Raw genomic sequence first — 21,153 nt, forward strand, 5'->3', positions numbered from 1 at the left:
CGTGCCGGGCGTGTCGCGCAGCGCGACGTCGCCGGGCATCGCGACCACCGCGACGCCGCGCTTACCGACCGCGGCGCGGATCGCGATCTCGAGCGTGCGCGGCATCTGGTCGGGGTCGGCGATCGTCTCGCAATAATGGCTGCACTCGCGGAACAGCGCCTCGGGCCGGGTCTCCTGGAAATAGTTGGAGCCGATCTCGCCGCTCGGGATCTGCGCGGCGATCGCCAGCACCGGCACGCGGGTGCGGTGGCAATCGTACAGGCCGTTGATCAGATGCATGTTGCCGGGGCCGCAGGAGCCCGCGCAGACCGCGAGCTTGCCGGTCAGCTGCGCCTCGGCGCCGGCGGCGAACGCGGCGGCCTCCTCGTTGCGGCAATGTATCCACTCGATCTTGCCGCGACGGCGCAGGCTGTCGGTGAGCCCGTTGAGGCTGTCGCCGACGACGCCGTAGATGCGCTCGACTCCGGCGAGGTGAAGCGTGTCTGCAAACAGATCGGCAACCGAGGTGCGCGACATGGGAATCTCCAGCTCAGGTCATGATCGCAATCAGCGTCCGCAACCTACATCATGATCGAGCGCGAACGCATGACATCGACGTTAGACTCACGCGCCTTTCGGGTGATTGCATCCTGTTGACGAGGCTCGGCTATTGCCCGCATGGCCACGCGTCACCACTATGAAGCAGACGGTCTCGCCCCGCGCGATGCCGGTCGTCCAGGCGGTCCTGGCAACGGAGAATGGCGAGTGAGCAGGCGTCCCGAGGGCATCAAGGACTATTCGGGACCGGCCGGTGGATGGGGTGCGCTGAAGGCGGTCGCGCTCGCGCTCAAGGCGCAGCAGATCGTCAAGCGCGGCGGCGAGACGCTGCTCAAGTCCAACCAGCCCGACGGCTTCGACTGCCCGAGCTGCGCCTGGCCCGATCCCAAGCACACCAGCTCGTTCGAATTCTGCGAGAATGGCGCCAAGGCCGTCGCCTGGGAATCGACCGCGAAGAAGATCGGCGCCGACTTCTTCGCCGCGCACAGCGTCGCTGACCTCTGGCAGAAGAGCGATCATTGGATCGAGGACCAGGGCCGCGTCACCGAGCCGCTGCGCTACAATGCCGCGACCGATCATTATGAGCCGGTCGGCTGGGCGGACGCGTTCGCGGAGATCGGCGTCGGGCTCAGCGCGCTACCCGATCCCAACCAGGCCGAATTCTACACCTCGGGGCGCTGCTCGAACGAGGCGGCGTTCCTCTACCAGCTGTTCGCGCGGCTCTACGGCACCAACAATTTCCCCGATTGCTCGAACATGTGCCACGAGGCGACCTCGGTCGGGCTGCCCAAGTCGATCGGCATCGGCAAGGGCACCGTCAGCCTTGAGGATTTCGACGAGACCGACTTCATCCTCTCGATCGGCCACAATCCGGGCACCAACCATCCCCGCATGATGGCGACGCTCCGCGAGGCGTCGAAGCGCGGCGTGCCGATCATCGTGCTCAACCCGCTCAAGGAGCGCTCGCTCGAGCGCTTCGAATCGCCGCAGTCGGTGATCGAGATGGCGACCTTTTCGGCGACGCCGATCGCCAGCACCTATCTACAGGTCAAGGTCGGCGGCGACGCGGCCGCGCTCAAGGGCATCTGCAAGGCGCTGATCGCAATGGATCGGCCCGACGCGCCGACGCTCGACCACGGCTTCATCGCCGAGCACACCGCGGGCTTCGACGCGCTGGTCGCCGATGTCGAGGGGGCCGACTGGTCGGCGATCGAACATGCCAGCGGCCTCGCCCGCGCCGATCTCGAGGCGGTCGCCGTGCTCTACGCCCGCTCCAAGGCGGCGATCTGCTGCTATGGCATGGGCATCACCCAGCACCGCACCGGCACCAGCAACGTCCAGCAGATCGCCAATCTGCTGCTGCTGCGCGGCAATATGGGCCGGCCGGGCGCGGGCATCTGCCCGTTGCGCGGCCATAGCAACGTCCAGGGCGACCGCACCGTCGGGATCACCGAGCGCCCGATGCCGCTGCTGCTCGACCAGATGAAGAAGGTGTTTGGCTTCGAGCCGCCGCGCGCGCACGGCCATTCGGTGGTCGAGAGCATCGCGGCGATGCGCGACGGCACCGCCAAGGCGATCGTCTGTCTCGGCGGCAACCTCGCGATCGCCGCCTCGGATCCGCAGGCCTGCGCGGAGGGGTTCCGCAACCTCGATCTCGCGGTCCACATCACCACCAAGCTCAACCGCACCCACCTGCTCACCGCGCGCGCCAGCTACATCCTGCCCTGCCTCGGCCGCACCGAGCGCGACGAGCAGGCCGGCGGCGTCCAGTCGGTGACGGTCGAGGATTCGATGTCGATGGTCCACGCCTCGCGCGGCTTCCTCAAGCCCCCGGGCGCCGAGGTCCGCTCCGAGCCGTGGATCGTCGCGGGGCTCGCCAAGGCGACGCTCGGCGCCAGGGGCGGGATCGACTGGGATGCCTATGCCGCCGACTATGACCTGATCCGCGACAAGATCGAGGCGGTGTTCCCCGACTTCGCCGACTATAACCGCCGCATCCGCGAGCCGGGCGGCTTCCACCTCCCCAATTCGGCGGCGATGCGGATCTGGAAGACCGAGAGCGGCAAGGCCAATTTCCTGGTCGCGCCCGGGCTCGAGGAGGACGACACCACCGCGGACCCGACCGTCCTGCGGCTCACCACGCTGCGCGCGCACGACCAGTATAACACCACCGTCTACAGCCTCGACGATCGCTATCGCGGCGTGTTCGGCAGGCGCGACATCCTGTTCCTGAACGCGCGCGACATGGCGCGGCTGGGCCATGCCGAGGGCGATGTCGTCGACGTCGCGACAGCGCTCGAATTCGAGCGGGCCGACCGCGTCGTGCAGGGGCTGACGATCGTCCGCTACGACCTGCCCGACGGCTGCTGCGCGTCCTATTATCCCGAGACGCAGCCGCTGATCGCGCTCGAGGATCATGATCCGCAGAGCTTCACCCCCTCCTACAAGTCGGTGCCGGTACGGCTGCGCGCCGCCGCGGCGTCCGATGGCGCGGAGCGGGCGGTCGCGCGCGAGGGCGTGGTCGGGCGCGCCTAGGCGCCGACGTCAGGCGAAGATCGCGCGGCCCCTGTCGGAGGCGCTGCGGAAGGTGATCGACCAGCGCGGTTCGGCCAGCTCGGCGATGCTGTGCTCCCACTCGTGCCGTGCCTCGCCGGTGATGTGATAGGCGGCGCGCGGCGCGAGCGGCTGCGTCGCCCGGTCGAAGCCGCGGTCGGCGCGGCGGCGGCGGAAGCGCATCGCGCAGGCGGCGCCCAGCGACAGGCCGAGGACATGCTCGTAAATCGGCCGGTCGCGATGCCAGCCGATCCCCGCGCCGGGATCGTAGCGGATCAGCAGCGCCTGGATCAGCAGCTCGGGATCGAGCCCGGCGAAGTCCGCCATCCGCGCGCGGATCGGCCGCAGCCAGTCGGGGATCGGCGCGGCGCGCGCGACCTGCTGGTTGTCGAAGTCGTAATGCCAGCCGAACGAACTGGTCAGCCGCTTGCCCGTCCAGCCCTGGAAGCGGAACGGGGTGAGATCGGTCGCGTCGATCGCGGCGATCAGCGCGCGCTCCTCGGCGGGCGTGACCAGATCGGGCGCGGCGGACAGCCCCGGCAGGACGGGCGTATCGAAGAGGTCGAGCATCGCCGGCCTAGATAAGGGGCACGACGACCGATTCCACCGGGGCAGCAAGTGGCTGCCCGCGTTCGGATGGGCTAGGGCCGCCGCAATGACCATCGACGCCCTCAAGTCCGCGCTCGCGGGATGCGCCTCGCCCGAGACGGCGATCGCGGCGATCCTCGCGCATCATCCCGAATGGCAGGCGCCGGTGCCGATCGAGGCGTTCGCGCAGAGCGTCGGCATCGCCGAGATCCGCGATCACGCCGCCGACGGCATCGCCAGCGGACTGCTGACCGACATCGACAAGCGCCGGGGCGTCATCCTCTGCGCGCCGGGCCTGAACGCGCCGCGGCGGCGCTTCGCGATCGCGCACGAACTCGGCCATTTCCTGCTCGTGGCGCATCGCGGCGACCGCAACTGCGCCAATCGCGACCTCGCCGAGATCCGCCGCGACACCGCGCACCGCAAGGAAGAGATGCAAGCCAACCGCTTCGCCGCGGGCCTGCTGATGCCCAAACCCTGGTTCAATGCCTTCGTCGACGGCCTCGGCAAGCCGACCGTCGCGCACCTGCCGACGATCGCCGCCGCCTATGCGGTCAGCCTCGAGGCGGCCGCGAGCCGCTATGCGGACCTCAGCCAGGCGATGTGCGCCTTCCTGTTCGTCAAGGACGGCCTGTTCCGCTACGCGCGGCCGTCACGCAGCTTCCCGCCGCTCGCCATCCCCAGCGGCGCGCCCGTCCCGGCTGCGGTGCGCGCGGCGCGGCCGACGGACCGCATCGCCTGGGCGCCGGCCGACCCCCGCGAGTGGCTCACCCTGCCCCGCGACGCGCGGCCGCCGAAGCTGACCGTCCAGGTGCTGAGCAAGGACAATGGCTTCCAGCTCGTCATGCTGTCGATCAACGCCGCCGCCGAACGCCGGGCGGACGAGGAAGAGGAAAAGAGCGCCACCGAAAGCCCCAAATTCGGTCGCCCGCGCAGCCGCTAGCCGGGACGCGGCCGTCACGGAATTGACATGACCGCCGCTTCGCGGGCAGCGAGCCGGCATGACCGATCCGACACCCGCGCGCTGGATCAGATCCCACCGCCCGCATCTGGCCGCGACCGCCGCGGCGCTCATCCTGCTGCCGCCGATCCTGTGGTTCGCGCTGGCCTATGCCGGGCTGCCGAGGCTGTGGAGCCATCACGAGCATAAGAAGGGGAAGGTCGCGGGGGTGCTCGTCTCCTACACCGCGCAGGGCATTCCAGGCGACCCGATCAACATCGCGCTGCACGGATCGCAACCCGCGATCGACTGCGCCTTCAGCGCCAGCGGCTGGAGCAAGGCCGACGCCGTCACGATCGGCTCGGGGTTGAGGATCGCGCAAAGCGTGCTGCTCGCCAGCCCCTATCCGCAGGCGCCGGTCAGCCCGCTCTACATGAACGACCGCCAGCAGGACGTCGCCTATCAGCGCGACGGGGGCCGCAGCGCCGACCGCCGCCATCACATCCGGCTGTGGCACCAGGCGGGCGATCTGTGGCTGGGTTCGGCGACCTTCGACCGCGGCGTGGGCCTCAGCCTGTTCACGCTGCAGATCACGCATCACATCGGCCCCGACATCGACCAGGAGCGCGATGCCGCGGTGCGGATCTTCACGCGAGCCGGCGCCAGGCAAGACGCCAGCCTCACCGCCGGCACGGTGCGCGGCCGGGTCCACCGCAATGGCGGCGGCGACCGCTATGCCTTCGACGGTCGCATCGCCGTGCTGACGCTGCCCCGCGTCTGCCGCACAGCGGATTGACCGGCGGACCGACGATCTCGTTCGCGCCGAACGCATCGGACGGCTATGACAGCGCGAAGACTGTCTCCGACGAGGCCCGGTGAGCGAAATGCGCGTGATCGAAGCCGACTATCCCTTTCTCTCAGGCGGCGGCGAGATGGGCGCGTTGATGCGGGGCCATGACTGGGAGATGACGCCGTTCGGCGCACCCGCGACCTGGCCGCAGTCGCTGCGCTCGATCGTCTCGGTCTGCCTCAATTCGCCGCTGCTGGGCGCCGTGCTGTGGGGCCCCGACTTCCGGATGCTCTACAACGACGTCTTCATCCCCTCGATGGCGGACCGTCATCCGCTGGCACTCGGCGAGCCGGTCGCACAGGTCTGGGGCTCGGCCTGGACGATCATCGCCGAGCCCTATCATCGCGCCATGGCGACCGGCGAGGGCTTCGCGCAAAATGGCGTCGAGGTGCCGATGGTCCGCAACGGCGTGCCGGAGATCACCTATTGGGACATCGCGGTAGCGCCGATCCGGGGCGAGGACGGCAGCGTCGTCGGATTGCTCAGCCAGGGCGTCGAGATCACCGAGCGCGTGCTCGCCGATCGCGCGCGGCGTGCGAGCGACGAACGCCTGCAGCAGGCGCTCTCGGCCGGCGGCGGCATCGGGACCTGGGATTGGGACGTGCCGGTGGATCGGGTGCGCTCGGACGCCCGCTTCGCGCGCCTGTACGGCGTCCCGGTCGAGATCGCCGCGCAAGGCGCACCGATCGAACACTTCTTCCGCTGCATCCATCCGGACGATTTGCCGCGCGTCGAGACCGCCGTCGCCACCGCGCTGCGGACCGGACGCGTGTTTTCCGAGGAATATCGATTGCTCGATGCCGACGACGGCATCCGCTGGCTGGTCGCGCAGGGCCAGTGCGAGCTCGCCGAGGATGGCACGCCGCTCCGCTTCCCCGGCGTCAGCTTCGACATCACCGAGCGCAAGCGGCTCGAAGAGGCGATCAGCGCGCTCAACGCCGAGCTCGAACAGCGCGTCGAGGATCGCACGCGCGAGCTGGTCCAGGCGCAGGAGGCGCTGCGGCAGTCGCAGAAGATGGAGGCCGTCGGCCAACTCACTGGCGGTATCGCGCACGACTTCAACAATCTTCTCCAAGGCATTTCGGGCAGCCTGCAAATTGCCCAGCGCCGGATCGCCCAGGGGCGGACGGCAGACGTCGATCGCTTCCTCGAAGGGGCGATCGCCTCGACCAACCGCGCAGCCGCCCTGACGCATCGCCTGCTCGCCTTCGCACGCCGTCAGCCGCTCGATCCGCGGTCGATCGATGCCGGCACGCTGATCCTGTCGCTCGAGGACCTGTTCCGGCGCACGATCGGCGAGACGATCGCGCTTGAGATCGATCAGTCGCCCGATCTGTGGCGCCCGCTCTGCAACGCCAATCAGCTCGAAAGCTCGCTGCTCAATCTCGTCATCAACGCGCGCGACGCGATGCCCAATGGCGGCAGGCTCATCATCCGGACCGCCAATGTTCGGATCGATGCCGACCACGCCGGTGCTACGCCGAACCTGCGCGTCGGCGACTATGTCTGCGTCAGCGTGACCGACACCGGTATCGGCATGTCGGCGGAGACGATCGACCGAGCGTTCGAACCATTCTTCACCAGCAAGCCGATCGGCCAGGGCACCGGTCTTGGCCTGTCGATGGTCTATGGCTTTGTCGGCCAGTCCGACGGCGACGTCGATATCGACAGCGCGATCGGGCGTGGCACCACGATCACGCTCCGGCTCCCGCGCGCCGTGGCAGTCACCGATGCGGCGAGCGACCAGCCGACCGCGCGAGCGGTGCCGCTTGGCGGCAACAGCGAGACCGTACTCGTGATCGAGGATGAGGACGTCGTCCGTGGGCTGATCGTCGAGATCCTCCAGGAGCTCGGCTATGCGGCGCTGGAGGCAAACGACGGGCAGCAGGGTCTTGCCATCCTCGCGTCCCCGCGCACGATCGATCTGCTCATCACCGACATCGGCCTGCCCGGGGCCACCGGCGTCGAGGTGGCGGAGACCGCGCGGCAACTCAGGCCCGGATTGAAGGTCCTGTTCATGACCGGCTATGCGGACAAGGCGGCCAGCTCGTCGGGCTTTCTCGACGACGGCATGGCGATGATCACCAAGCCGATCGACATGGATGCCCTCGCCGTCCGGATTCGCGCGATCATCGAATCACGCTAGTCGCGCCGGCCGATACCCCAAACATGGCCGGCGGTGCGCAGCCTGCGCCATGATGCAATGCGATAGGTTGACGCACCGGCCATTTGACGCTCTTCTCCCGGTCCGACAGAGACCGGCGCCGATACCCGGCACATGCTCTCGCGGAGATATATGGCAGAGACATTATCCATCCTGATCGTCGAGGACGATGAGGTCCATGCCATCAATCTCGCCGCTGCCGCCGAGGACCGGTCGTGTGTGGTGGTCGGGCCGGTCGCGACGGTCGCGGCGGCGCTGGCATCGCTGGAGACCCATGTCGATGCCGCCGTGCTCGATGCCAATCTGCTCGATCGCGACGTGACGCCGGTGGCGATCGCGCTGATCGAAAAGGGCATCCCGTTCGTCATCCACACCGGCGTCGGGCTGCCCGCCGAGCTGGCCACCGTGTTCCCGCATGTTTCGGTGATCATGAAACCGGCCGATCCGGACGACGTCATGGCCCAGCTGATCGCGCAGGTCGAGATGCTGCGCGGCGACGGCGCGGGTCGTGTGACCCTGCCGGCCAGTCTGACCGACGGCGCGGACGTTCGGCGGCACCAGATCGACAAGATCGCCATGGCGCTCGTCGCGCAGTTCGGCGACAAGGCGATCGTCCTGGCGCGGCGTCAGGCAGAGGCGGCCACCGGCGATACCGCGGCGACCTGGCTGGAAATCATCGATCATCTGACGCATCAGCCCGCCGGTTAGGCGGTACGCCGCCTTCGCCGCTACTCGGCCGTGGCGAGGATCCGCCGGACGTCGGCGGCCAGCGTGAGCGGATCATAGGGCTTGGACAGCACACCGCTCGCGCCGAGCGCTGCATAGCGTTCGGCATCGCCGTCGCGGATGCCGGCGGTCAGGAAGATCACGGGCGTCTTGCGATGGGCGGGCAGTGTGCGGATCGCCGCGAGCAGCTCGGGCCCGCCCATGTCCGGCATGCGGACGTCGAGTATGATACAGTCGATCTGCGCGCCAGACCCGGCCAATATGGCCAACGCATCGCTGCCGCGGCTGGACTTTGTAACCCGGATATCGTTGTCGAGTTCGAGAGACAATGTCGTGATGAAAAGCGTGTCTTCATCGTCGTCGACGCAAAGAATGCTTCGCTCGGCCGCCATATCGCGTCGCTGTTCCTCGCCCCGTTGCCGTCGGATGAAGGCTAACTGAACGATACTGGCCCGTCCAGCCACCGCACTCCCGGCGCCAAAGAAAGATATCGCGCGACCGCATCCCTGCTCGGCGGTGAAATATCCGGCGCGTTTAATTCAGTCTCGCCACGTATGCACCGTCGCGTCGACACAGTCCGCAATGCGCGCGACGAGCGCGGCTTATAGCATGCTCACGGGAGTTCAGCCGTGATTCGACATCGTGACATCGACTATGGGGACAATCGCTGTCGCCTACGGCTATCGCTGCGCGCTGCGGTGACGCTGTTTGATGCATGACGTCTGCACCTGCGATCCGGACACAGCCGAGACCGGGTCGCCAAGCAGGTTAGAGCGGTTTGTCGAACGGCCCGTCCCGATGTGGACCGTGCTGGTGCTGCTGTTGCTGGGATGCGCGGCGCTGATCGGCTTCGGATCCCTGGTGCGGACCGCGGCGACCTCGGGCACGGCCGGCACGATCGCCCTCGAGATCGCGACGATCCCCCGGACCCTGAAACACGTCGCGCGCGGCGACGCCTTCACACCCGCGCGGCCCACCTACGAAGGCCCCGACAAGCGGCCTGACGCCGGATTTCGCGCCAATCTTGCGCAGCCGTTCGTCGATCCCGGCTACGCTTTGATCACCGCGCTCGATCCCGCATCCGGCCGCCCGATCATACGTCTGATCCGGCTGCGCGACGGCCGCACGATCCATGACTACCGGCCCGATATCGATGCGATCAACGCGCGGTCGACGTTCAAGTCGGCGCTGGTCGACCTGCGCCGCGACAGCGGCGTCATGCAGAACTGGATGATGCATCCGCTGCTGATGCCCGACGGCGGCATCATCATCCACGACAGCTCCCCCTTGGCACGGATCGACGCCTGCGGCCGGACCGAGTGGATTGTCGACGGCATCTTCCACCATTCGGTCGAACGGGGGCCGGACGGCAGCATTTGGGCGGCCTATCGCTACCCGATATCCCCGATCCACGATGCCGGGCCATTGTTCGGCGACGACGCCGTCGCCGAGCTATCGCCCACCGGCAAGCCGCTCCGCCTGATCCGCATCGCCGACATCCTCGATCGCAATGGCCTGTCCTCGCTGTGGCGCCAGCGGCCCTATGTCGACGATCCCTTCCATCTCAACGACGTCCAGCCGGTGTCGACGAGCGGCCGCTTCTGGCAGGCCGGCGACCTCTTCCTCAGCCTGCGCAACATGTCGCTGATCCTGCTCTATCGCCCGTCGACCGGACGGGTGATCTGGCATCGCATCGGGCCATGGGCGATGCAGCACGACGTCAGCGTCGTCGACGATCACCGCATCGCGATGTTCGACAACCATTGGCGCTTCGCCGCCCCCGAAGGCGCGATCGACGGCACCAACCGCATCCCCTTCTACGATTTCGCGACCGACGCCGTCTCCTATCCCTTTGCGCGCGCGACCCAGGAACAGACTTTGATGACCCACGCGCAGGGCCGGGCAACGCCCATGGCGAACGGCGACATGTTCGTCGAGGAGACCGAACGCGGTCGCCTGATGCGCGTCGCGCCGGACGGCACCGTGCGGTGGCGCTACATCGCCGCCGATGCGCACGGCCACGGCATTGCCTTGCGCTGGAGCCGCTATCTCGATCCCTTAACCGATGGCCCCGCCATCCAAGCCGCGGTGAACGCCCGATGCAGCTGAATCTGTCCGCGAAGACGACTATCCTCGCACTCCTCCTGCTGGCGGCAGCGGCAACGCCGGCGCATGCCTATATGGGCCCCGGGCTCGGCTTCGGCGCGTTCGGGACGGCGCTCGGCGTCGTCGGCGCACTGCTGCTCGGGCTGATCTCGATCCTGTGGTATCCGCTCAAGCGGCTCTACCGCCGCATGCGCGGGATCGCGTCGCCGACGCGGGGTGTTCGACCCGCCACCATCGTCCGCCGCGAGGACGATCGCCGGTGATCGGTGCGCCCGCCCTGCTCCTCACGACGATCGGGGCGATCGAACTGCTCGCGGCGACCAGGCTGATGCCGGCGTTCGGCACGCTCGCCCTGCTCGGCCGCCAGTCGACCCGGCTGCTCGTCCGCACGGGCGTCTCGGAATGGGCGAAGGAGCGCGCGATGCGCCTGCTGGCGCGGCGGCTGCTGGCGCATTCGCTGCGCACGATGGGGCTGCTCATGGTCGTCGCCTCGCCGATCCTGGTCCTGCTGATCATCGACGCGCGCTGGCCGATCGGCGCACGCGCCGCGCTGACCGACTGGCCGATGCGGATCGTCCTGCTGGTGGTGACCAGCATCTATGCGCTGCTGCGCCGCAAACAGCGGGGGCCGCACCCCGCACGCCCGACCGGCGATCGGCGGGGCGAGCGGCTGCTCCAGCGCGTCGCGCTCGGCAGCGCGGCGGTGCGCGAGATCGCCTTCGACATCGAGCGCCAGCGCTTCGGCCGTGCCGCCGCCGACATCGCGGCACGGCAGCCGATCTTCATCGCCGGCCTCGCCCGCGCCGGCACGACGATCCTGATGCGCGCGCTGCACGATGGCGGCGACTGCGCCTCGCTCTCCTATCGCGACCTGCCCTTCCCGCTCGCGCCCAACAGCTGGGCGCAGGTCGCCGGGCGCGCGCGGCGGCATGTCGATACGGTCGAGCGCGGGCATGGTGACGGGCTGGCGCATGACCTCGACACGCCCGAGGCTATCGAGGAGCTGTTCTGGAAGCATCACGAGGGCCCGCGCTACTGCACCGCCGAAGGGCTGCGCCCGATCGCGCCGACCGCCGAGACGACCGCATTGTTCGGGGCCTATGTCCGGCTGGTGCTGCATCGCTACGCCCGGCCGCGCTACATTTCGAAGAACAACAACAATATCCTGCGACTACCGGCGCTGGTCGCGGCCTTTCCCGACGCGATCCTGGTCCACCCGTTCCGCGATCCGCTCCAGCAGGCCGCATCGCTGCGCGCGCAGCACCGCCGCGCCTGCGCGCTCGCCGCCGACGATCCGTTCCGCGGCCGGTTCATGTCGTGGATGGGCCACCACGAGTTCGGTGCCGATCGCCGCCCGTTCCGGCTGACCGGCAGCGCGCCGGCACGCCACGACCCCGACGGCATCGATCACTGGCTCGCCGCATGGATCGAGACCTATGCCTTCCTGCTCGACCGCCCCGCATCGGTCGGCCGCAATCAGGTCTTCGTCGATTATGATGCGCTGTGCCGCAGCCCCGCCGCGGCAGCCCCCGCGATCGGCCGCGCCCTCGCCATGCGCACCACGCCGGACCTTGCGAGGCTGCGCATACCCGCACCGCATGCCGCACCCGCCGCCGATCGCGACCTGCTGGGCCTCGCGCAGGCGCTCCACCAACGGCTGCGCCAACGCTGCGTGCTGGGCAGCGGAGGAGAAACGAACGCCGGCCCGCCGATCCGCGCTGTCCACTCAGCGACCGACGCTGCGCGGATCCGGCTCCAGGCCTGACGCCTATTGCCGCCTAATCGTACGACCGGTCAGGCCATGACCGGCATATGGTCCAGCAGCTTGTCGAGCTGGACCGGGAAGTCGCGGACGCGGACGCCGCAGGCGTTGTAGACCGCGTTGGCCACCGCGGCGCCGACGCCGCAGATCCCGACCTCGCCGATTCCGCGCGCCTTCATCGGCGACGATTTGTCGTCAAGGCTCTCGACGAACAGCACCTCGAGCGCCGGGATGTCGGCATGGACCGGCACCTGATATTCGGCGAGATCGTGGTTGGCGAAATAGCCGAAGCGCTCGTCGACGACGAGTTCCTCCATCAGCGCCGCGCCGATCCCCATCGTCATCCCGCCGAGGCACTGGCTGCGCGCCGTGATCGGGTTGAGGATGCGCCCGGCCGAATAGGCGCTGGTCATCCGCCGCACGCGGATCTCGGCGGTCACGCGGTCGACGCCGATCTCGCAGAAATGCGCGGCGAAGCTCGCCTGCGCGAATTGTTTGGTGAGATCGCCGTAGCTCATCGTGTCTTCGGCGGTGAGCGGCCCGGCGGCGGCGACATGGCGCAGCGCGACCGACTTGCCCCCGGCGCTGACATGGCCATCGGCGAACAGCGTGTCACCGGACAGGCCGGCGCGCTCGGCGATCGCGGCGCGCAGCATCATGCACGCCGCATAGGTGCCCGCGGTCGAGCTGTTCGCACCCCACGAGCCACCCGAGCCCGCCGCCTTGGGCAGCAGGCTGTCGCCCAGCCGGATCGTCACCTTGTCGAGCGGGAGCCCGAGCATCTCGGCGGCGGTCTGCGCGTTGATCGTATAGCTGCCCGTGCCGATGTCGGTCATCGCGGTCTCGACCAGCACGGTGCCGTCGCGGCGGAGCGTGACGCGCGTGCCCGACGGCATCACGATGTTGTTGCGGATCCCCGCCGACATGCCGTAGCCGACCAGCCAGCGCCCGTCGCGCAGCGTGGCGGGGGTCGGATGGCGTCGCGACCAGCCGAAGGCTTCGGCGCCCTGGCGGAGGCACTCGACCATCTTGCGATCCGAAAAGGGCCGGCTCGGGCCGACGGTCGGGTCGTATTGCACATCGTTGACGATGCGCAGCTCGACCGGATCCATCCCGAGTTCGACCGCCAGCTCGTCCATCGCGCATTCGAGCGCGAGCAGCCCCGCCGCCTCGCCCGGTGCGCGCATCGAGCCGCCCTTGGGCAGATCGAGCGGGGTGAAGCGGGTCTCGATCAGGCGGTTGGCGCCGGCGTACATCAGCCGGCTCTGGTCCGAGGCGAGTTCGCCGCGTTCGCCCTCCTGGTCGCCCGTCCAGGTCAGATGACCGACCGCGGTGAGCCGGCCGTCGCGCCCCGCCGCCAGCCGCAGCTGCTGGATCGTCGGCGGGCGGTGGGTGGTGTGATTGTAGGTCTGCGGTCGCGTGATCGCGCATTTAACCGGGCGGCCGAGCTGGCGCGCCGCCGCCGCCGACAGGATCGAATCGCCATAGATTTCGAGCTTCGATCCGAACCCGCCGCCGACATAGGCCGAGATCGACCGCACCTTCTCGCGCGGAATGCCGAGCGTGTCGGCCGTCCCTTGGGTCGACCAGTGGATCACCTGATGCGCGGTATAGAGCGTCAGCTGGTCGCCCGACCAGATCGCCAGCGTCGCATGGGGCTCCATCATCGACTGCGCGTGATTGGGGGTGGAATAGGTCGTATCGACCTTGATCGGGGCGGTCGCGAACGCGGTCGCGAAATCGCCGACATGCGCGTCCTTGCCCTTGGGGTCAGGTTGCGCCGAGGCCTTGCCCGCGGCGAGCGAGAAACGCCCCTTGCCGTTGCTGTAGCCGACGCGGGCCATCGCCGCCGCCGCGGTCGCCTGCTCGAAGGTCTCGGCGACGACGAACGCCACCGCCTGCCCGAACTGCTTGATCTCGGCGCCCTGGAGCTGGGGCGCAGCGTGCGCGCCCTTGGGATCCTTGTCGGTCGGGCCGGGCTTGGGAAAGTCCGCCTTGCCATACATTTTGGGCGCGTTCTTGTGGGTCAGTACGAGCAGCACGCCGGGCGCGCGCTCGGCATCGACGGTGTCGATCGTGTCGATGCGGCCCTTGCCGATCCCGGCGGTCACCATCACGCCATAGGCGGCATTGGGCGCGGGATCGTGATATTCATAGGCATAGGGCGCCAGGCCGCTGACCTTGAGCGGGCCGTCGACGCGGACCTGCGGCTTGCCGATGACGGTACCGCGATCGATCGGATTGGCGCCCGCGGGCTGATCGAACTTCACGCCGCGGCTCCCGTCTCGAAATGGTCGGCGAGCAGGCGCCGCACCAAGGTCAGCTTGTAGCGGTTGTCGGCGGTCGGCGCCGCCTCGGCGAGGACATGGTCCGCGACCGCACCGGCGCTGCCCATCGGCTCCGCCGCCTCGACCCGCCACGGCTTGGGCGCAATGCCGCCGAAGGCGAAGCGCCGCCCCCCCGGTCCGTCGACCGCGGCGAGCGAAACCAGCGCGAAGGCGTAGGATGCGCGGTCGCGCACCTTGGCGTAGCTATGCACCCCGCCAAGCGGCCTGGGCAGCGTCACCGCGGTGATGAACTCGCCCGGGCGGAGCACCGTCTCGATCCACGGCGTCTTGCCGGGCAGCGTATGGAAATCGGTGATCGGTATGGCGCGCGTGGCGCCGTCGGGCATCACCGTCTCGACCTTGGCGTCGAGCAGCCGCATCGCCACCGCCATGTCGGAGGGGTGCTGCGCGATGCACTGGTCGGATACGCCGACTACTGCCAACCCCCGGCTATAGCCGCCGCGCGCGGCACAGCCCGACCCCGGCTTGCGCTTGTTGCAGGGTTTGCTGGTGTCGTAGAAATAGACGCAGCGCGTGCGCTGGAGAAGATTGCCCGCGGTCGTCGCCTTGTTCCGCAACTGGCCGCTGGCACCGGCGAGCAGCGCGCGCGTCAGCACCGCATAGTCCGTGCGGACCCGATGATCGGCGGCCAGATCGGTATTGCGCACCAGCGCGCCGATGCGCAGCCCGCCATCCGGGGTCGGCACGATCCGATCCAGCCCGGCGACGCGGTTGACGTCGACCAGATGCGTCGGCGTCTCGATCTCGAGCTTGGCGAGATCGAGCAGATTGGTGCCCCCCGCGATGAATTTGGCGCCGGGCTGCGCGGCCACGGCCTGCGCCGCGGCCTGCGCGGTCGTGACGCGCTCGTAGGTGAACGCCCTCATGCGCCGTGGCTTTCGTGAACGTCGCGAATGGCCGCGACGATATTGGGATAGGCGGCGCAGCGGCAGATATTGCCGCTCATCCGCTCGCGCACCTCTGCGTCGGAGAAGGCGACGGCCGCAAGATCGGGCGTGACGTGGCTGGGAATGCCCGCGGCGATCTCGCCGAGCATCGCCACCGACGAGCAGATCTGCCCGGGCGTGCAATAGCCGCACTGATAGCCGTCATGCGCGACAAAGGCGGCCTGCATCGGGTGAAGATGGTCGGGCGCGCCGAGTCCTTCGATCGTCGTGATCGTATCGCCGTCGTGCATCACCGCCAGCGTCAGGCAGGAATTGATCCGCCGCCCGTCGACGATCATCGTGCAGGCGCCGCACTGGCCGTGGTCGCAGCCCTTCTTCGAGCCGGTCAACCGCAGATGCTCGCGCGCCGCGTCCAGCAGCGTCGTGCGCGGATCGAGCGTCAGCGTCTCGCGCTTGCCGTTGATCGTGAACGATACTGTTGCCTTTTCCGGCGGTTGACCTGGCTCGGCCGATGGCGATGTCGGGGCAAGCGCCAGCGAGGGTGTCGCGACGAGCGAGGCAGCGGCCGCCCCCGTCCCGATCAGCTCGCGGCGAGAGAGGCCGTCTCGGGTGGGTTCGTCAGTCATGGATCGATACTCGCCGTTCACGCGCTAAAGCTCTGCAACGCCATCGAAGGTTCCGCAGCCGCGGTGCTCGGGGTGCGGTATCCGCGCGCACTGTTGCACGCAAGCCCAGGCGCGGGCGGCTGTGCCCGCGGCCGAACGCGCCCGGCCCAAGCGCGCCGCGGATTGTCATCCGGCATGGCGGCCCCGGGGCCGGACCCCGGGGGTGACGATCATCGGCCACGCACGGCGCGGCCCTATCCCGGCCTTACCGCGTCGCGTTGTAGGCCAGCTGCTCGGGCGTCAGCTGGAAGCCGACGAGCAAATCGAAGCTCGCCTTGGCGAGCGCCGCGCGCACCGACGGGTCGGCCATCGGATCGACCGAGGCGTCGGCGTCGTTGGCGGTGCGCTTGCGGATCAGGCGGGCGCGGATATTGTCGGGCAGCGTCGCATCGGCGCGGCTGACGGTGCCGGTGGCCTGACCGGTCGCGGACGCGGTGAGCTTGCCGTCGTCGAAGTGGAGCGAGACCCGGCTGATCGACTTGGACGACACCGCGGTGCCGCCATGGAGCACGACCCCGAAATAGGGCAGCACGAGGTCGCGCGCGCCGTGCGCATTGCTGCGCCGCGCATCGACGCGGAAGCTGACCACGCTGGTCAGCCGCGGCTGCGCCGGATCGCTCTCGTCGCACGAGGCCTTCACGTCGGTGATGTCGGCGGCGACGTCGATCGCGCGCGCGTCGCGGCTGGCGGGCGGGTCGAACAGCGTGATGTCGCCGGCATAAGCGGGGACGCCGACCGCGGGGCAGCTGGTGCGCTGGACCTCCTGGCCGATCGTGCCGCCGACCGCGGTGATCTCATTCTCCTTGTGGCAGCCGGCAAGCAGCCCTGCGAGAACGGGCGGGGCGAGCAGCAGGGCAAGCGGCAGACGCTTCGAAATCGACAAGGGGCGTGTCCTAAGAAACAGGGCGGGATACGCGCGCGATCATAGGAAGCGCCTTCCGCGCAGGCAAGCAATCGCGTAAGGCTGTGTGACATGGTCCAGGCTCCCGTCGCTTTGCCGCCTGTGGTCGGCGCGCTCCCCCCGCTCGATCTCGTGATCGCGGCGCCGCGGGGCTTCTGTGCCGGCGTCGACCGCGCGATCCGCATCGTCGAGCTGGCGATCGAGAAATATGGCGCGCCGGTCTATGTTCGCCACGAGATCGTCCACAACCGCTATGTCGTCGATGCGCTCAAGGCGCAGGGCGCGGTGTTCGTCGAGGAGCTCGACGAGGTGCCCGACGACGCGCCGGTGGTGTTCTCGGCGCATGGCGTGCCCAAGGCGGTGCCGTTCAAGGCGTCCGAGCGCGGGCTCGCCTGGCTGGATGCGACCTGCCCGCTGGTCTCGAAGGTCCATCGCCAGGCCGAACGCCTCGCCGAGCAGGGCCGGCACATCTTGTTCATCGGGCATGAGGGGCACCCCGAGGTGGTCGGCACGCTCGGCCAGCTGCCCGAGGGCGCGATGACGCTGATCGAGACGCTCGACGATGTCGCCGCGCTGGCGCCCGCCGATCCCGACAATCTCGCCTTCCTGACCCAGACGACGCTGTCGGTCGACGACACCGCCGCGATCGTCGCCGCGCTGCAGGCGCGATTCCCGTCGATCGCCATGCCGCGCGGCGAAGACATCTGCTACGCGACCTCGAACCGCCAGGCCGCGGTCAAGGTGATCGCGCAGGAATGCGACGCGATCCTGGTGATCGGCGCGCCCAATTCGTCCAATTCGGTGCGGCTGGTCGAAGTGTCCGAGCGCGAGGGCACGCGCGCGATGCTGGTCCAGCGCGGCGCCTGCATCGATTTCGCCTGGCTCGAGGGCGTCCGCACGCTCGGCATCACCGCAGGCGCCTCGGCCCCCGAGGTGCTCGTCCGCGAGGTCGTCGACCGGCTGGCGACGCGCTTCACGATCAGCGAGCGCGAAACCAGCGCGATGATCGAGCGGATGACGTTCAAGCTCCCACGCGGCCTCGCCGCCTGAGCCCAAGACGATGGCGGTCTACACCCATGTTCCCGCCGAAGAGATGGCGGCGCTGCTCGTGCGCTACGGCGTCGGCGGCCTGCGGTCGGCCAAGGGCATCGCCGAGGGGGTCGAGAACAGCAATTATCTGGTCGAGGCCGAGCATGGCCAGCGCTTCATCCTGACGCTCTACGAGAAGCGGGTCGATGCCGGCGACCTGCCCTTCTTCCTCGGCCTGCTCGACCATCTCGCCGATCGCGGCCTGCCGGTGCCGCGTGCGCTCAAGGATCGCGACGGGGTGCAGGTGCAGCAGGTCTGCGGCCGCCCCGCCTGCCTGATCGAATTCCTGCCCGGCGTCTCGCTGTCGCATCCGACGCCGCGCCAGGCGCAGGCGACCGGCGCGATGCTCGGCCGGATGCACGCCGCGCTTGCCGACTTCGCGCCCGAGCGGCCCAATGTGCTGGGGCTGCCGGGCTGGCATGCGCTCGCCGCGCGCTGCGGCGACGCGCTCGACGGGATCGCGCCGGGGCTGGCCGCGCGGATCGCCGACGAGCTCGCCTGGCTCGACGCGCATTGGCCGACCGATCTGCCGCATGCGGTGATCCACGCCGATCTCTTCCCCGACAATGTGCTGATGCTCGGCGACAAGGTGGCGGGCATCATCGACTTCTATTTCGCCTGCCGCGAGGTGCGCGCCTGGGATCTGGCGGTGACGCACAGCGCTTGGGCCTTCTCGACCGACGGCGCGACTTTCGATGCCGCGGTCGGCGCGGCGCTGATCGCGGGCTATGCCGGCAGCTTCGCGCTCAGCGATGCCGAGCGCGCCGCGCTGCCGGCATTGGCACGCGGCGCCGCGCTGCGCTTCACGCTGACCCGCGCCTGGGACTGGCTCAACACGCCGGCCGACGCGCTGGTCACGCGCAAGGACCCGCTCGCCTTCCTGCGCCGGCTCGATCTGTATGCGGCCAAGGGTTTGGAGATGTTTGCGTAATGACCGAAGAAATGCCGCTGGTCGCGATTTTCACCGACGGCGCGTGCAAGGGCAATCCGGGGCCGGGCGGCTGGGGCGCGCTGCTGCGGATGGGCGGCACCGAGAAGGAATTGTCGGGCGGCGAGGCGCACACCACCAACAATCGCATGGAGCTGCTCGCCGCGATCCGCGGGCTCGAGGCGCTCAAGAAGCCGTGCCGCGTCACGCTGACCACCGACAGCCGCTATGTGATGGACGGGCTCACCAAGTGGATCAAGGGCTGGCAGAAGAACGGCTGGAAGACCGCCGACAAGAAGCCGGTCAAGAATGCCGATCTCTGGCAGGAGCTGCTCGACGCCTCGGCGCCGCACCGGATCGACTGGAAATGGGTCAAGGGCCATGCCGGCCACGACGAGAATGAGCGAGTCGACCAGCTCGCCTGCGCCGCGGCGATGAAGGCGCGGGTCGGCGGGTAGGACGGTCGACATAGCGATCTCTTCGTCGTCCCGGCGAAAGCCGGGATCCATAGACGGCGATACCGCGATATCCGGTTCCGTCACCGTCCGGCGTCGCGCAGACCGCGAAGGTCGAACCCAGTCCGCGAACGGACCGCGTCTATGGGGCCCGGCCTGCGCCAGGACGACGGTCGACGACGTCCGCCGACGATTGCGCTCTCAGGGAAGCGGTCGCGTCCGAAACCCGGACTCCCCCCTGCGTAGCAGCACAAAGGGGGGCCAGCGTTCGGCGCTATTCGGGCGAACCGCGCTCGGTGAAGACATAGTGGATGCGGACCCAGGCGCCGATCTGCGGCTTGCCGTCGATCCGCGGCGGCCGCACCAGGAACTGCCACGCCGCCTGGCGCACCGCGCGCGCAAAGCCTGACCCGGGCGATTCGCCGAGCTCCTGGCAATCCTCGACATGATAATGGTCGGCGGTCTTGCACGCGATGTCGCCCCAGCCCGAGCCGGTGTTGGTCTTGGGCATGTAGAAGGCCATCTGCGCCTCGGTCGGGCGGACATACCATTCGGCGTTGTAGAGCTGCACGCCGCCTGGCCCATCACCAGGACCATAGGTCTTGCCGCTGTCGCGGCCGGTGCCCGAACCCGAGCCGCCCTCGGCGGGCTTGTCGCTGGCGGGGGTGTTCGAGTGCAGCTTGGCGATGTCCGAGGAGGCGAATTCCTGCTTGGTGAGCGGAATCACATTCCACGGCACCGGTGGCGCGGGGGTCGGCGGCGGCGCCTTGGCGACGGGCGCGCGCTGGCGCGGCGCGCCGCCGCTGGTGACGCGTTTGGTCTTGACCGGCGGTTTGGTCGGCGACGGCGCGCGCTTGGGCGCGGGCGTCAGCGTGAAGGTGGTCGACTTGACCTCTTCCTTGGGCGCGATCGCGGGCAGCACGCCGAGCTGCAGCAGCATCAGGATCAGGATCATCAGCCCGATGATGCCGATCGCCATCAACGCCGCGAGCACCCGCGTGCCCACCGACGCGCGATAGCGGTAGGACGAATCCGGATAAGGGGCGGCGAGCATCGCCCACGCCCCTATAGCGCGCGCCTAATCGCTGCAATCGCGGCAGCGCGGCATAAGCGCGCCATGTCGAAATCTTAATTTTGGGAGGGACCTGTCCAATCCCGTCATCCCGACGAGGGTCAGGATCCAGACGCGCGCGGTCGACGCCGCAACCGCCCCGGCGCATAGCGCGCCGCATCGATCTTCGCGATCGACGCATCGGGCGTCGCGCCGGTCATCAGCGCCGCCCCCAGACGCGCGGCGGCCGGCGCGGTCTGGATGCCGAAGCCGCCCTGCCCTGCGAACCAGAAGAAGCCGGGCACCGCCGCATCGAAGCCATAGACCGGCAGGCGATCGGGCGCGAAGCTGCGCAGCCCCGCCCAGGCGCGTTCGACCCGCTCGACGCGCCAGTCGACCACCGCGCCGATCCGGTCGATCGCGGTGGCGACGTCGATCTCCTCGGGCGCGACATCGCCTGCGGCGGCCGGCGTCTCGTCGTGCGGGCTGAGCCACAGCCGCCCGCCCGCCTCGGGCTTGAAGTAGAAACGGCCGGCGGCGTCGAGCACCAGCGGTACGCTATCGGGCACGGCGGGCGCGATCCGCAGCTGCGCGACGGTGCGG

The 21,153-nt window shown here is 69.1% G+C and carries 20 protein-coding genes; 11 read left to right on the forward strand and 9 right to left on the reverse strand.

All coding sequences use genetic code 11. The features are described 5' to 3' along the window. Positions 1-516 (reverse strand): thiamine pyrophosphate-binding protein (locus Q0326_RS14065; RefSeq protein ID WP_298691567.1); only part of this gene is annotated, 516 nt, incomplete at its 3' end. Positions 517-744: 228 nt separating this feature from the next. Between Q0326_RS14065 and Q0326_RS14070 the strand changes: the two genes are divergently transcribed. Then, positions 745-3,072 carry an FdhF/YdeP family oxidoreductase gene (locus Q0326_RS14070; protein WP_298691569.1) on the forward strand — a complete coding sequence of 776 codons (2,328 nt, stop codon included), beginning with the start codon at positions 745-747 and terminating at the stop codon, positions 3,070-3,072. A 9-nt stretch (positions 3,073-3,081) separates the two neighbouring features. Here Q0326_RS14070 and Q0326_RS14075 read toward each other — a convergent pair whose 3' ends face one another. Continuing rightward, positions 3,082-3,660, reverse strand: coding sequence for an alpha-ketoglutarate-dependent dioxygenase AlkB (locus tag Q0326_RS14075; RefSeq protein WP_298691571.1), 579 nt, complete (start codon positions 3,658-3,660; stop codon positions 3,082-3,084). 85 nt (positions 3,661-3,745) lie between these two features. On the opposite strand from Q0326_RS14075, the gene Q0326_RS14080 reads away from it, so the two are divergent. The 4 genes from Q0326_RS14080 (at position 3,746) to Q0326_RS14095 (ending at position 8,340) form a co-directional block, all read left to right on the forward strand. Further along, positions 3,746-4,621: an ImmA/IrrE family metallo-endopeptidase gene (locus tag Q0326_RS14080; RefSeq protein ID WP_298691573.1), complete on the forward strand. Its 876-nt coding sequence runs from the start codon at positions 3,746-3,748 to the stop codon at positions 4,619-4,621. Positions 4,622-4,679: 58 nt separating this feature from the next. Beyond that, positions 4,680-5,414, forward strand: a complete 735-nt coding sequence (locus Q0326_RS14085) for an LssY C-terminal domain-containing protein (RefSeq protein WP_298691575.1) — start codon at positions 4,680-4,682, stop codon at positions 5,412-5,414. 88 nt (positions 5,415-5,502) lie between these two features. Beyond that, a complete protein-coding gene (locus tag Q0326_RS14090; protein ID WP_298691599.1) occupies positions 5,503-7,614 on the forward strand; it encodes an ATP-binding protein in 2,112 nt (703 codons plus the stop codon). Between the two features lie 150 nt (positions 7,615-7,764). After that, a complete protein-coding gene (locus Q0326_RS14095) occupies positions 7,765-8,340 on the forward strand; it encodes a hypothetical protein (protein WP_298691577.1) in 576 nt (191 codons plus the stop codon). Positions 8,341-8,360: 20 nt separating this feature from the next. On the opposite strand, the gene Q0326_RS14100 is transcribed toward Q0326_RS14095, so the two are convergent. Further along, complete coding sequence (locus Q0326_RS14100) at positions 8,361-8,750, reverse strand: response regulator (RefSeq protein WP_298691578.1); 390 nt, start codon at positions 8,748-8,750, stop codon at positions 8,361-8,363. A 406-nt stretch (positions 8,751-9,156) separates the two neighbouring features. Here Q0326_RS14100 and Q0326_RS14105 point away from each other — a divergent pair, with 406 nt between their 5' ends. The 3 genes from Q0326_RS14105 to Q0326_RS14115 are packed head-to-tail and all read left to right on the forward strand — an operon-like array spanning position 9,157 to position 12,229. Next, on the forward strand, positions 9,157-10,467 hold the full coding sequence (locus Q0326_RS14105) for an arylsulfotransferase family protein (RefSeq protein ID WP_298691580.1): 1,311 nt from the start codon (positions 9,157-9,159) through the stop codon (positions 10,465-10,467). After that, entirely contained in the window at positions 10,458-10,727 is a 270-nt protein-coding gene (locus tag Q0326_RS14110) for a hypothetical protein (RefSeq protein ID WP_298691582.1), read from the forward strand. The genes Q0326_RS14105 and Q0326_RS14110 overlap by 10 nt, the downstream gene beginning before the upstream one ends. After that, positions 10,724-12,229, forward strand: coding sequence for a sulfotransferase (locus Q0326_RS14115; RefSeq protein WP_298691584.1), 1,506 nt, complete (start codon positions 10,724-10,726; stop codon positions 12,227-12,229). The genes Q0326_RS14110 and Q0326_RS14115 overlap by 4 nt, the downstream gene beginning before the upstream one ends. A 29-nt stretch (positions 12,230-12,258) precedes the next feature. On the opposite strand, the gene Q0326_RS14120 is transcribed toward Q0326_RS14115, so the two are convergent. The 4 genes from Q0326_RS14120 to Q0326_RS14135 all read right to left on the reverse strand — a co-directional run bounded on the left by Q0326_RS14120 (position 12,259) and on the right by Q0326_RS14135 (position 17,009). Further along, positions 12,259-14,496 carry a xanthine dehydrogenase family protein molybdopterin-binding subunit gene (locus Q0326_RS14120; protein WP_298691586.1) on the reverse strand — a complete coding sequence of 746 codons (2,238 nt, stop codon included), beginning with the start codon at positions 14,494-14,496 and terminating at the stop codon, positions 12,259-12,261. After that, positions 14,493-15,440: a xanthine dehydrogenase family protein subunit M gene (locus Q0326_RS14125; protein ID WP_298691588.1), complete on the reverse strand. Its 948-nt coding sequence runs from the start codon at positions 15,438-15,440 to the stop codon at positions 14,493-14,495. Before Q0326_RS14125 ends, Q0326_RS14120 begins: the two co-directional genes overlap by 4 nt. Continuing rightward, complete coding sequence (gene paoA / locus Q0326_RS14130) at positions 15,437-16,087, reverse strand: aldehyde dehydrogenase iron-sulfur subunit PaoA (RefSeq protein ID WP_298691590.1); 651 nt, start codon at positions 16,085-16,087, stop codon at positions 15,437-15,439. The genes Q0326_RS14125 and paoA overlap by 4 nt, the downstream gene beginning before the upstream one ends. 244 nt (positions 16,088-16,331) lie before the next feature. Next, on the reverse strand, positions 16,332-17,009 hold the full coding sequence (locus Q0326_RS14135) for a hypothetical protein (protein WP_298691592.1): 678 nt from the start codon (positions 17,007-17,009) through the stop codon (positions 16,332-16,334). Positions 17,010-17,099: 90 nt separating this feature from the next. Between Q0326_RS14135 and ispH the strand changes: the two genes are divergently transcribed. From ispH to rnhA, 3 genes are read left to right on the forward strand one after another with little or no spacing between them, the layout of a single operon-like run. After that, entirely contained in the window at positions 17,100-18,077 is a 978-nt protein-coding gene (ispH, locus tag Q0326_RS14140; protein ID WP_298691594.1) for a 4-hydroxy-3-methylbut-2-enyl diphosphate reductase, read from the forward strand. Positions 18,078-18,087: 10 nt separating this feature from the next. Further along, positions 18,088-19,047, forward strand: coding sequence for a homoserine kinase (gene thrB, locus Q0326_RS14145; protein WP_298691595.1), 960 nt, complete (start codon positions 18,088-18,090; stop codon positions 19,045-19,047). Continuing rightward, positions 19,047-19,502 carry a ribonuclease HI gene (gene rnhA, locus Q0326_RS14150; RefSeq protein WP_298691596.1) on the forward strand — a complete coding sequence of 152 codons (456 nt, stop codon included), beginning with the start codon at positions 19,047-19,049 and terminating at the stop codon, positions 19,500-19,502. The genes thrB and rnhA overlap by 1 nt, the downstream gene beginning before the upstream one ends. 271 nt (positions 19,503-19,773) lie before the next feature. On the opposite strand, the gene Q0326_RS14155 is transcribed toward rnhA, so the two are convergent. Together Q0326_RS14155 and Q0326_RS14160 are read right to left on the reverse strand one after the other, a co-directional pair. After that, positions 19,774-20,553 (reverse strand): hypothetical protein, encoded by a 780-nt coding sequence (locus Q0326_RS14155; RefSeq protein ID WP_298691597.1) that lies wholly within the window; start codon positions 20,551-20,553, stop codon positions 19,774-19,776. A 119-nt stretch (positions 20,554-20,672) separates the two neighbouring features. After that, on the reverse strand, positions 20,673-21,153 hold a 481-nt coding region (locus tag Q0326_RS14160), incomplete at its 5' end, for an FAD-dependent oxidoreductase (RefSeq protein WP_298691598.1).

This window comes from uncultured Sphingomonas sp. (assembly GCF_937859915.1).
GTDB lineage: Bacteria > Pseudomonadota > Alphaproteobacteria > Sphingomonadales > Sphingomonadaceae > Solisphingomonas.